Genomic DNA, 12,086 nt, shown 5'->3' on the forward strand with positions numbered 1-12,086 from the left:
GTTTATTTGCATTTTACAGGTCTCAAATTTTTATTAGGTAATTATAGTTTTTATTTATTAATTGTTTTTATGATTTTACTTATAGTTTATTTTGAGATAAATAAAGATATTTTTTGATTTTTTATGAAAAATTAAATTTATTGAGATTTCTTAAAATTAAAAAAGAAAGAGATCTAAATAGTAATTTACATCAATTTGTGGATTATATAGGGGGTTAAAATGAACACAGATAGTCATATAAAACCAAACTTTTTTGGGCTTGTTCCTTTTCTTGTTTTTATTGTTGTATATGTAGGAACAGGAATAGTTTTAGAGATTCAAGGTGTAGAGATGGCTTTTTATCAAATGCCACCAATAATTGCTATGTTATTAGCTGTTGTCACGGCATTTCTTTTATTTAAAGGTTCATTTATAGATAAATTGAATGAATTTGTTGAAGGGTGTGCACAGAATGATATTATATTTATATCTTTTATATTTATGATTTCAGGTGCTTTTTCTGCTGTTTGTAAAGAAATAGGTAGCGTTGAAACTGTGGCAAATATTGGTCTTAAATATATACCTGCCAATTTATTAGTGGCTGGAATATTTTTAATATGTCTTTTCCTCTCTACGGCAACTGGTAGTTTTCTTGGAACTGTTGTTGCTATTACCCCAATTGGATTTGAGATAGCGGATAAGAGCGGCATTCCATTGCCAGTGGTTGCAGGAGCTGTTCTTGGAGGTGGTGCTTTTGGTGATAGTATGTCTTTAATATCAGATACAACTATTATTGCAAGTCGTACCCAGGGAGTCAAAATTATAGATGTTTTTAGAAATGGTGCTTTTTTTACATTTCCTGCATCTATTTTATCAACCGTAGCATTTGCTATTTTAGGTTCTTATATGAGTGGTATTGGTGCTGAGTTTGAACTTGGTGATATAAATTATTTTAAAGTAATTCCTTATCTTTTTGTTATGATTTTTGCATTCTTAGGAGTAGATGTTTTTTTAGTTTTATTTTTTGGAATATTGATTGCTGGATTTATTGGCATTGTTAATGGTGATTTAACTTTGCTTTTAATGGCTCAAAAGATTAATGAAGGACTTTTGGATTTAAGTGAGATGCTTATTATTGTTATTTTTACAGGTGGAATTTCTTATATGACTATTAATCATGGAGGTTTTGAGTGGATTTTAACCAAATTAAAATATTTAGCTAGATGTAGAAGAAGTGCTGAATTTACAATTACTTTTTTAATAATTATGGTAACAGGATTTTTATCAAATAGTGGTCTTGCAATTTTAGTTAATGGGACTGTTACTAAGGGAATATCTGAGGCCAATTCTGTTTGCCCTAAACGTTGTGCAGCATTGCTTTCAATTTCTTCTTGTGCTTTAATTGGTGCGTTGCCATATGGAATGCATATGATAAGTGTTATGAATATTGCAAAGGGAGCCATATCTCCACTTGATATTATGCCATTTTTGTTTTATCAGGTTTTTTTAGGTATTATTATTATTTTTTCTATAGCCTTTTTTAAATTGAAAAAAATCAGTTTTTAAATGTAATAGGCACTTTTTTAAAGTGCCTATGTTAAGATGATATTTCTACATATATTCTCATTTGTTCTTCTTTCACTTTTTTAGATATTCTTTTAAATACTTCATGTTTTGAAAAATTTTTTGGAACAAATCTATCATCCAAATATAGCTTCATTTCAGGTTTATTTGTTGCTTCTGATTTTAGTCTTTTAAGAACATTTTTATTTGGAGAATTATATTTTGTTTCTTCAAAGTTAGCATAAGATGCTTCGTTTTCATAAAGAAAATTTATGAATTTATAAGCAAGCTCTTTGTTGGGTGCGTCTGATGGAATTGCAAGGACATCAAACCAAAGATTTGTACTATTAGGTGTGTAAAAATCTAAATTTGGATCTTTAAGCATAGCATCTATGGCTTCTCCGCCCCATGTTAGTTGAATAGATGCTTCACCGTTTAGCATTAGTGATTTTGCAGCAATATCTGAGAAATAGCCTACTACTAAGGAGACTTGGTTTTTTAGTAGTTTTTCAGCTTCTTTTATGATAGGTATGCTGTGCTCATTTAATGAATAACCAAGTTTTTTAAGTGCAACCCCGATATTTTCTTTTGGAGAATCTAACATTGCAATTTCTTTTTTATATTTTTCATTAAATAATATATCAAATTCATTCATATCATTTATATCAATTTTATTTTTATGATAAAGTATTCCTAGTACTCCCCAAAAAATAGGCACGGAATAAAGGTTTCCAGGGTCATATTCTAGGTTTTTTAATTCATCTAGTATATTTTTTTTTACATTTGGTAGTTTTGAATGATCTAAAAGTTCAATTTTGTTTTCATCTTTTAAATCGCCAATAAGATATTCTGATGGAACTATGATGTCATAATAATTTTTTGTGTTATTAAATTTTGCCATCATTTCTTCCGTATTGTTGAAACAGTCATAATTTATTTTTACATTATGTTCTTTTTCAAATTGAGCTAATAAATTTTCATCAATATATTCTGCCCAGTTAAGGATATTCAGAACATTTTGTTTTTTTTGTGAGGAACAAGACACAATAATTAAAATTATTATAAGTATTAAAACTTTTTTCAAAATCAAACTCCTTTTAATTAAATTTCTGTATCTACCGTTAATTTTTTAATTCCTACGCATTTATTGATAATGAATAAAAGACTAAGTATTACGAAAAATAGTATGGAGGAAATGGCATTAATTATGGGTTTGATTCCTCTTTTAGTTAAAGAATTTATTAATATTGATAAATTATTAAATCCTTGCCCTGTTGTAAAAAATGATATTAAAAAATCATCAACTGATAACGTAAATGCAATAAGTCCCCCTGTTGCTATACTTCCAAGTATTTCTGGGAGTATTATGTTTGTAAAAATTTGGGTTTCTGATGCTCCTAAGTCACGAGCTGCATCAATGATATTGTCTGAGAGAGAATATAGCTTGGGTAGAATTATTATTATTATATAAGGTGTTGAAAAGATTATATGTGACATTAACATTGTAGAAAATCCTAGTTGTATTTTAATTAAAGAATAAAATGTCATTAAACTAATTCCTGTTACAATGTCAGGATTAATTATTGGTATTTTATTTATTGATAGGAGTATAGTTTTTATTTTTTTATTTTTTATTTTATAGATACTGTAGGCTCCTAAAATTCCAATTATAATAGAAATGAAAGATGATATTATTGCTACCAGCAAGGTATTATATATAACAATTTTTATTTGTTTTGATGCAAATACTTCTTTGTACCATTTTAAGCTAAATCCTTCAAAAAAAAATCCATTGTCTCCTGCGTTGAAAGAATAAATTATTAAAATTATTATGGGAGCATAAATAAAGCTAAGTGTCAAAAATAAAAAAGTATTTTTAAATATTTTAAGCATGTTAATACCTCATATTTTTTCTGTTTTTTGCATTAATTTAATTATTGTTAAATTAAATATTACTATGACTATCATTAAAATAAATGATATAGCAGATCCTGTATTCCAATCTGGTACAAATAAAAATTGTTTTTCAATTAAATTTCCAAGTAAAATTTGTTTAGAACCTCCTAGAAGATCTGAGATAATGAACACTGTGATTGAAGGAATAAATACCATTATTATTCCTGTAGCAAGATATGATAATGTTAATGGTATTTTGATATAGATTAATATTTGCCACATCCTAGCTCCTAGGTCCCTTGCTGCTTCGATGTATTCATATTTTATTTTTGAGAGCCCTATATATATTGGTAAAATCATAAATGGTAAAAAATTGTATATCATACCAATTATTACAGCTTTTTCATTGTAAAGTAAATCCATGGGTTTAAATCCCATTGCTATAAATAAATTATTGATAATGCCATTTTTTCCAAGTATTCTAATCCAAGCATAACTTCTAAGTAGGGTATTAATCCACATAGGGAGTATTATCATTATAATTAAATTGTTTTGAGTACTTTTTTTTGACATAGATATAAACCATGCTGTAGGATATCCAATTAATATGCAAAAAATTGTTGTAATTAATGCAAAATTTATACTTCTTGAAAAAATTCTTAAGTAACTTGGTTCTAATAATCTTATAAAATTTGCAAATGTAAATTCGTTTCTTTCATTAAGAAACCCTAGAGTTATTATTATGACTAGTGGGAAGATAATGAAGATTAATAAGAAGAGACTATATAATGTTAACATTATTTTATTCATACTTATTATTCCTTACACATTACATGAATGTCATCAGGGCCTAGTGAAATGTCAACTTCTTCACCAACTTTTGTCAATTTTGTACTTTGGACTAACCAATTAGATTTTTGAATTTCTAATGTCATTTCGTAGTGTACACCCTGAAATATTGCGGAAGTGATTACACCACTTAAATGTCCTTGACCTTTTGGTAATATTTTTACATCTTCTGGTCTGATTACAAGGTCAACAGATTCATTATTTTTAAATCCTTTATCAAGACATTGAAAAGTTTTTCCAAACATTTTCACTACAAATTCTTTTTCATAAGTTCCTTCAAAAATATTGCTTTCACCAATGAAGCTGGCTACAAATTTTGTTTTTGGTTCGTTGTAAATCTCTTCAGGTGTTCCAATTTGAAGAATTATTCCTTCATTCATTACTACTATTCTGTCGCTCATTGTTAATGCTTCTTCTTGGTCGTGTGTCACATAGATAAATGTTATTCCGAGTTTTCTTTGAATTTTTTTAAGTTCTCTTTGCATTTCTTGTCTCATCTTTAAGTCTAGAGCTGAGAGAGGTTCATCTAATAATAAAAGTTTTGGTTCCATAATTATTGCTCTTGCTATTGCAACTCTTTGTTTTTGTCCGCCTGATAATTTATTAATATTTCTATATGCGTATTTTTGCATGCCAATTAGTGAGAGTACTGTTTTGACTTTTTCTTTGATTAAATTTTTATTTAATTTTTTTATTCGCAGTCCAAATGAGATATTGTCAAAGACATTCATGTGTGGAAATAGAGCATAGTTTTGAAATACTGTGTTGATCTCTCTTTTATTAGGTGTAATTTTTGAAATCTCTTTTGATAAAAAATAAATTTCTCCTTCTTTTTGATTTAAGAAACCACCTATTATTTTTATTAACGTTGTTTTTCCGCATCCTGATGGGCCAAGTAAGGTAATAAATTCATTTTTTTTTATTTTTAAATTAATTGAATCTAGAGTTTTATTATTACTATCTGTGTAATAATGTTTTAAATTTTTAATCTCTAGGATGTAATTATCCAACTAATGGGACCCTCCTTTTTGTATGAGCCTATTATAAGCCACATGAGACTAGATTATACTTTATATTAATGCTTATGTAAATGATTTTATTTATTGCTGTTATCAGGTCTTAAGTCAAGTATAATTTTTCCAAATTTTCCTTCTCTGTATTCTTTTATCAGTATTTTTGATGCACTCTCAATATCCGTTCCATATTTTTTATTGATAAATCCTCTTATTGTTGCAAATTCTTCTAAAATTTTAAGTGCGTCTGTTGATATTATATTATATTTTCCTATCAATTTGGTTTTGTTTTTTATATGCATTTCTTTAAGTAGATATAGGGCAAGTTCTGTATTATCTATAATTTCATTTTTGATCATGTCTAATATTGCTAATTTTTTTGCTATTTCTTGATTTTCTAGGTTGTGCCATAGTATTCCTGGCATGTCAAAGAGATTAATATCTTCATTTACTTTTAATATTTGTATATTTTTTGTGTGTCCTGGTTTATTTGCAACACTTGTACTTTTTTTTCCTACTAATAGATTAATTATTGATGATTTTCCAACGTTTGGGACTCCAATTACTAAAACTTTTATTTTTTCTTTATAAGTTTTAATTTTTTTTATGTTAGCTATTTTTTTTATATTGTTTATTATTTGTTTTTTTATTCCTTTTTTATATATATTTGTGATTAATACATTATTACCAAGAGTTTCAAAATATTTTTTCCATTTTAGAATTTCTCCTTCGTGGACAAGATCTGATTTATTTAAAAGTATTATTTTATCTTTATTTGAGTTTTTGATTATTGTTTCTATGAGCGGGTTTTTGCTACTAAATGGAGCCCTGGCATCAAGTATTTCTAATACAATATTTGTTTTTTTGATATTTATCTGTATTAACTCTAAGGCCCGTTTCATATGGCCTGGAAACCAGTTGATTTTATTTGACATTTTTAAATTATATCTTAATTTCATTGTATGTGAAATATATGTTTTTTTTATGTTAAATTGTTGATTAATTGTATCTTTTGTAAAAATATTATAAATTTATATCTTTAAGCTTTTTTAGAAGCTCTTTTAGATGATTGTATTGTAGGAGGTTTTTATTATTAAGAAAGGTCTTATTGTGTCTTGTCAAGCACTTGAAGGGGAGCCATTGCATAGTAGTTTTATTATGTCTAGGATGGCTTTGGCAGCAAAAATGGGAGGAGCTATTGGAATTAGAGCTAATGGTGTTCTTGATATTCGTCAAATAAAATCAGAAGTTGATTTGCCAATTATAGGCATTATTAAGAGAGTTTATCACAATTCTTCTGTTTTTATTACACCTACTCTTAAAGAAGTTGATGAACTTTGTGATGAAGGGGTTGAGGTGATTGCTCTTGATGCTACTTTTAGGAATCGTCCTGATGGGCTTTTGTTATCTGAATTTGTGAATAAAATTAAGGAAAAATATCCTAGCCAATTATTAATGGCAGATATTGGGTCTCTAGATGAGGCTTTAAATGCAGATCAACTTGGTTTTGATTTTATTGGTACAACTTTGCATGGATATACAGAAGATACCGAGGGATTTAATATTGCTGATAATGATTTTGCTTTTTTAAAAAGTTTACTTAAATGTAATTTGAAAGCGCAATTGATAGTTGAAGGCAAAATTGATACTCCTCTTAAGGCTAAGAGAAGTTTTGAGTTGGGAGTTTCTTTGGTTGTTGTAGGTGGAGCTATTACACGACCTATGGAAATTACTAAAAGTTTTGTTGATAAAATAAATGAAGTTATAACAATTTAATAGTATATTTAATATTTTTAGGTATATAGGAGGGTTTTTATGGGGAGATTTTTTCAGAATGCCCAAAAATTTGGTCGTTCTTTTATGTTGCCTATTGCCATTCTTCCTGCGGCAGGATTATTTTTAGGAATTGGAGGTGCTTTTTCCAATCCGGCAACTATTAGTACTTATACATTTTTAGATGTATTTTTTCTTCAATCAGTTTTTAACATCATGCGTACCGCAGGTGCTATTATTTTTGTTAATTTGCCACCAATATTTGCAATTGGAGTTGCTGTTGGGCTTGCAAAATCGGATAAGGGAACAGCAGGGCTTGCGGCTTTTATTGGATATCTTGTTTTAAATTCTACGATTGGTATTTTAGTTGAGATGTTTGGTAAAGTTGAAGATTTCTCAAATGGAGCTATTGGATTAATACTTGGTATTAAAACTTTAGAAACAGGTGTTTTTGGTGGCATTATTGTTGGTATTATGACTTATTGTCTTCATAATAAATTTAATAAAGTTGAATTTCCAAGAGTACTTGGGTTTTTTTCAGGATCTAGATTTATACCGATAATAGTTTCTCTTTCAAGTATTTTTCTTGCTGTATTGATGTTTATATTTTGGCCATTTATGCAATCTGGAATTAGTATGGTGGGTGTATTAGTTGATGCAACAGGATATGTTGGTACTCTTATTTATGGTATTTTTTTGCGAATGCTTGGTCCTTTTGGGCTTCATCATATATTTTATTTGCCTTTTTGGACAACTGGTATTGGTGGTTCTGAAATTATTAATGGTAAATTGGTAGAAGGAACTCAGAACATTTTTTTTGCGGAACTTTCATCTCATAGTACTGATAAATTTTTTATTGGAACTAGTCGTTTTATGAGCGGAAGATTTATTACTATGATGTTTGGATTGCCTGGAGCTGCTCTTGCACTTTATAGACTTGCAAAACCTAATCAAAAGGAGAAAGTTTTTGGTCTTTTGTTGTCATCGGCTTTAACTTCTTTTTTAACAGGAATTACTGAGCCCCTTGAATTTTCTTTTCTTTTTGTTGCGCCGGTGCTTTATGTAGTTCATGCAGTTTTTGATGGGTGTGCATTTATGGTTGCTCATATTTTACAGATTACAATAGGTCAGACTTTTTCTGGGGGATTTATTGATTTTGTTCTTTTCGGGATTTTACAAGGAAATGCAAGAACAAATTGGGTTTTAGTTCCAATGGTAGGTGTTTGTTGGTTTTGGCTATATTATTTTAGTTTTACTTTTTTAATATCTAAATTTGATTATAAGACTCCTGGTAGGGAGGATATTGTTAATTCTCATGATTCTTTTTCTTTAAGTAAAAATGAAGTTGTAAGGGAAGGTGATGTTAGTGTGCAAGTAGTTATGGGCCTTGGGGGACGTGATAATATTGTTGAACTTGATTGTTGTGCTACGCGACTTAGAGTTACCGTAAAAGATTCTATAAAGGTTTCAAAGAGTATTTTGGAAAGTACTGGAGCCAAAGGAATTATTATCAAGAGCAGTGGTGTTCAGGTAGTTTATGGGCCTGGAGTTAGTGTTCTTAAAAATGAAATTGAAGAATATCTTGATAATGAAGAAAATTAAAATTTTAAGCAAGTGTATGTTTTTTACATCACTTGCTTTTTTTTATGTTTTGAATAAAATCGACAGCATATTTTGTTAAATAAGATGTGTTTTGTGCACTTCTATAACTGTGATTTCCTACAGGAACATGAGAATGAGGACTTTCAACAAGAATTATTGGTATTGATTGTTTGTATCCCCCATAATTATTTATAAAATTATTTATTTCCTGAGAATCTACTGTAGGATCATTTGGGGAATAAGCTATTGTGAGTGGAGTTTTAATTTCGTTAAAACCATTAATATTGATTAATTTAACAAGACCCATCATTGCAATTATTGAATCAATTTGTCGTATTGGCGAATGAAATATGTTGACCTTTGAGTATTCTATTCTTTTATTTTGTCTTATCTCAGGCTCATTATACCCTCCTGTTATTAGATAAGCAATTTGACGTCCCCAAGGGTAATAAACTAAATTTGTTCTTTTGTCTTTAGGATAGATATTAGGTGATATTAAAACGGCAGAATGTATTTTGTCTTGATAGTTTTTTAATGCCCAAACCACACAGGCACCGCCGTTTGAAGTTCCAATAAGTATTAGTTTTTCTCCTATTGATTGGCCAATTTGGATAGCTTCATCGATGTCTCGTAACCAGTCTTTAGTATTAACCCCTTTAAATGCATTTTTATTGTCAATTCCATGGCCTTTAAGCCTTGTAAAGAAAATATTTGCTTTTAATGCTCTAGCTATATTATTAGGAATAGGATAAATTTCATTTTTTGATGCTCCAAAACCGTGAATATATACCACTGCATACTGTGTTTTTTCCTTTTCTTTATTCCATATAATTTCTTTTTTTGTGTTTTCTACCAAATTGAATTTGGACTCTTCGATGAGTAGGTATTGATCAATTTCTTCAAGTTTATTTGGAATTTGAGTTTTGTCAAATTCATTTCTAAATTTTATTTTTGGGCCTACTATTATTAATAAAAAAATAAAAATAAAAATAAAAATTGCGTTTTTAATGTTCATATATTTTTTCCTTTAATGATTGTCATCATTGGTGTTGTATTCTTCTTGTTGAGATTCTTGATGACAATTATTACATGCTCCTGAATAAATAATTTCAATGGATTTTGTTTTCCATTCTTCTCCAAGTTTGTCTTTCAGAATATCTTTAATGTCATCAAGTTGTATTGGATAAACTTGATTGCATTTGTTGCATTTAAAGTGAGCTATTGTAGAAGTCAAACTTAGATAAAATCTTGTTTCTTTTTGGTCTGTTGTTTTTATATCTTTAAGAATGTTGCGTTCTTTTAAGATATTTAGCGTATTGTATACTGTTGCTTTTGATAAGCTTGGTATTTCTTTTATGAGTTTGTTATAAATTTCTTTTGCTGTAAAATATTCTCGTGGATTTGATGCAATATGTAAAATTATTCTATTTCTTGAATGTGAGGCTTTCATGCCCAACTCTGTTGTTAATGATTTTAGCAAGATAGGGTCATTAGTAATTCCGACTTTTTCTAAAGTAGAATGTACCTCGATTGTATTGTTGTTCATATATAATACCCTTTATTATTTAAGATTAAGTACTTTAATGTCCTTATAAAAATAATTTTATAACGGTTTATTAATATTTTGCTACTGATAGCTATTTATTTTCATTTTTTTTTATATTTGGATAAAAAAGTAAAGTTTTTATTTTTGAGTTTATTTTTATTTTATTATCAAAATTATTATTATTTGGTAATAAGAGTAAATTTAAACTCAAAGAATAATTTTTCAAATCCTCAATTTTTACTTTATTATAAGATCCTCCTATATTTAATATAAACCACCTTTTAAAGCCTTTTTTTGCAATTTTGTAATTTATTGTATATATAATACATTTTTCAATGTTTAAAAAACTGATGAAAAAATTACTGTTTTGATCGCTTCCTTTGGATATTAGAAATTCTGTTCCATTAATATATCCTTGAGTATCTTTTTTTGTTTCAATGATTTTTTCATAGGTATCAAGATCATTGTATCTTGCAGTAATTTTTAAGTTTGTCCCTCTTTCAACTTCAAATATGGGTATTTCTAAACTTGAATATTCAGTTAAGTAATTTATATTATTTATATTTAGCTTTTTATTGTTACAATTTATAACAGTAGTAGGCCATACTAATTTGAGAGATATAAAAAAGCTTGCAAGATTTTCATCCAAAAAGAAATCGATTATTGATTTTTCTTTTGCATTGAAATTTAAATATTGTCTAATACCTATAATTTTTTCATTTGAGAATGAAAATGAACTCTCAATAATTGGTTCTATAATGATTTCTTTTTTTGATAAAGTTTTAATATAAGTTCTACATGAATCTAGAAATTCAGAGTTTTTTTCTTTATATTTGATTCTATTTAATTTGCCTTCTTTAAATTTTACATAATATTTTTCATGGGATAATGTAAAATTACCTTCCATATTATATTCTAGATTTTTGCTTGTAATAGGTTCTGGATTTTGTGATTGGTTTTCAAAATTTTTATTAGTTAAAAATTCTTTTAAAGAAGCTTCATTTATTTGATATTCTTTGAGTCTTTTATTTTGGAATTGCAGTACTAATGCTTGTTCTTTTAATGAATTAAATTCTGGAATTTCTAAAAGTTCTGTGTTTATTTTTTTACCCTCTAGATTTTGTATCTTAATGCTATAAAAATTTGTATCTAATTCTTTTAAAGAGAGCAAGAAATTTTTTAATACTTGATTATCATAGATGTCTTTAATTTCATGGAAATAAATGAGTGAGTCTGTGTTTTGTTTTCGTATATCAGGTTCTTGTATTTCTGATAAAAATTGACAGTTATTTTTATAGAAAACCAAATATTTTTTGTTATTTTTTGCAATCCTTATGCCTTCTATATAATTGAAATTAAGTTTTCTGTATAATTCAAGTACTCTTTTTCTTAGTTTTTCCATATTATAGATATAAAATGTGTTAGGATTATCTTGAAATAAATCTTTGTATCCGCTTTTGAATGGGTTTTTTAAGGCCCAGTACAGATCTACGTGTATCTCATCATGTAGCATGTATTCATGAGGACTTCCACTATATGTGCTTGGAATGTATATATCTTCGTTATTTTTAAGTCTTTTAAAAAACCATTCATTTAATTCTGAATTTAGTTTTAAAATTTCAAAAAAATATGTTGGGAATGTCCAGTGTATTTTATAAGTTAGTTTTTGACTTTCAATTAAGTATTTGGCATTTGATAAAATGGAATATAATTTGCTTTCAGCAAATGAAGTTATTGAAACAATAACAATATAAATTTTTGAATTTCTAGTTTTTCTAAACATCATAAAAAATCTTTACATAAGTATATATTAAATTAGTATAAATGGTATTGTTTTTCCAGTAAATTACTATATATAGGTTTCT

The 12,086-nt window shown here is 27.7% G+C and carries 11 protein-coding genes; 3 read left to right on the top strand and 8 right to left on the bottom strand.

Annotated elements, in window-relative coordinates:
- Positions 1 to 219 precede the first annotated feature (219 nt).
- The gene (locus BDU_RS03190) at positions 220 to 1,545 is read left to right on the top strand and encodes a Na+/H+ antiporter NhaC family protein (RefSeq protein WP_012538379.1); all 1,326 of its coding nucleotides are present in this window, start codon (positions 220 to 222) and stop codon (positions 1,543 to 1,545) included.
- 31 nt (positions 1,546 to 1,576) lie between these two features.
- Here BDU_RS03190 and BDU_RS03195 read toward each other — a convergent pair whose 3' ends face one another.
- From BDU_RS03195 to ylqF, 5 genes are all read right to left on the bottom strand, one after another.
- A complete protein-coding gene (locus BDU_RS03195; RefSeq protein ID WP_041177734.1) occupies positions 1,577 to 2,626 on the bottom strand; it encodes an ABC transporter substrate-binding protein in 1,050 nt (349 codons plus the stop codon).
- 17 nt (positions 2,627 to 2,643) lie between these two features.
- On the bottom strand, positions 2,644 to 3,435 hold the full coding sequence (locus BDU_RS03200; protein WP_012538381.1) for an ABC transporter permease: 792 nt from the start codon (positions 3,433 to 3,435) through the stop codon (positions 2,644 to 2,646).
- Between the two features lie 9 nt (positions 3,436 to 3,444).
- Complete coding sequence (locus BDU_RS03205) at positions 3,445 to 4,248, bottom strand: ABC transporter permease (RefSeq protein ID WP_012538382.1); 804 nt, start codon at positions 4,246 to 4,248, stop codon at positions 3,445 to 3,447.
- Between the two features lie 5 nt (positions 4,249 to 4,253).
- Positions 4,254 to 5,297 carry an ABC transporter ATP-binding protein gene (locus BDU_RS03210; protein ID WP_012538383.1) on the bottom strand — a complete coding sequence of 348 codons (1,044 nt, stop codon included), beginning with the start codon at positions 5,295 to 5,297 and terminating at the stop codon, positions 4,254 to 4,256.
- Between the two features lie 86 nt (positions 5,298 to 5,383).
- Entirely contained in the window at positions 5,384 to 6,235 is an 852-nt protein-coding gene (gene ylqF, locus BDU_RS03215; RefSeq protein WP_041177735.1) for a ribosome biogenesis GTPase YlqF, read from the bottom strand.
- A gap of 154 nt (positions 6,236 to 6,389) precedes the next feature.
- On the opposite strand from ylqF, the gene BDU_RS03220 reads away from it, so the two are divergent.
- A complete protein-coding gene (locus tag BDU_RS03220) occupies positions 6,390 to 7,076 on the top strand; it encodes an N-acetylmannosamine-6-phosphate 2-epimerase (RefSeq protein WP_318250785.1) in 687 nt (228 codons plus the stop codon).
- A gap of 39 nt (positions 7,077 to 7,115) precedes the next feature.
- Complete coding sequence (locus tag BDU_RS03225; protein WP_012538386.1) at positions 7,116 to 8,675, top strand: PTS transporter subunit EIIC; 1,560 nt, start codon at positions 7,116 to 7,118, stop codon at positions 8,673 to 8,675.
- 28 nt (positions 8,676 to 8,703) lie between these two features.
- Here the strand turns inward: BDU_RS03225 and BDU_RS03230 are convergent, their stop codons facing one another.
- The 3 genes from BDU_RS03230 to BDU_RS03240 all read right to left on the bottom strand — a co-directional run bounded on the left by BDU_RS03230 (position 8,704) and on the right by BDU_RS03240 (position 12,004).
- Positions 8,704 to 9,690: an alpha/beta hydrolase gene (locus tag BDU_RS03230; RefSeq protein ID WP_012538387.1), complete on the bottom strand. Its 987-nt coding sequence runs from the start codon at positions 9,688 to 9,690 to the stop codon at positions 8,704 to 8,706.
- 12 nt (positions 9,691 to 9,702) lie between these two features.
- Positions 9,703 to 10,221, bottom strand: a complete 519-nt coding sequence (locus tag BDU_RS03235; protein WP_012538388.1) for a transcriptional repressor — start codon at positions 10,219 to 10,221, stop codon at positions 9,703 to 9,705.
- A gap of 91 nt (positions 10,222 to 10,312) precedes the next feature.
- Positions 10,313 to 12,004, bottom strand: a complete 1,692-nt coding sequence (locus BDU_RS03240; protein WP_041177736.1) for a hypothetical protein — start codon at positions 12,002 to 12,004, stop codon at positions 10,313 to 10,315.
- Positions 12,005 to 12,086 lie beyond the last annotated feature (82 nt).

Source organism: Borrelia duttonii Ly, from assembly GCF_000019685.1.
GTDB lineage: Bacteria > Spirochaetota > Spirochaetia > Borreliales > Borreliaceae > Borrelia > Borrelia duttonii.

What these genes read in the sequence shown, in the direction of transcription:
- BDU_RS03190 (WP_012538379.1), top strand. Translation starts at nt 220, where the DNA reads ATGAACACAGATAGTCATATAAAACCAAACTTTTTTGGGCTTGTTCCT.
- BDU_RS03200 (WP_012538381.1), bottom strand. Translation starts at nt 3,435, where the DNA reads ATGCTTAAAATATTTAAAAATACTTTTTTATTTTTGACACTTAGCTTT.
- BDU_RS03205 (WP_012538382.1), bottom strand. Translation starts at nt 4,248, where the DNA reads ATGAATAAAATAATGTTAACATTATATAGTCTCTTCTTATTAATCTTC.
- ylqF (WP_041177735.1), bottom strand. Translation starts at nt 6,235, where the DNA reads ATGTCAAATAAAATCAACTGGTTTCCAGGCCATATGAAACGGGCCTTA.
- BDU_RS03225 (WP_012538386.1), top strand. Translation starts at nt 7,116, where the DNA reads ATGGGGAGATTTTTTCAGAATGCCCAAAAATTTGGTCGTTCTTTTATG.
- BDU_RS03230 (WP_012538387.1), bottom strand. Translation starts at nt 9,690, where the DNA reads ATGAACATTAAAAACGCAATTTTTATTTTTATTTTTATTTTTTTATTA.
- BDU_RS03235 (WP_012538388.1), bottom strand. Translation starts at nt 10,221, where the DNA reads ATGAACAACAATACAATCGAGGTACATTCTACTTTAGAAAAAGTCGGA.
- BDU_RS03240 (WP_041177736.1), bottom strand. Translation starts at nt 12,004, where the DNA reads ATGTTTAGAAAAACTAGAAATTCAAAAATTTATATTGTTATTGTTTCA.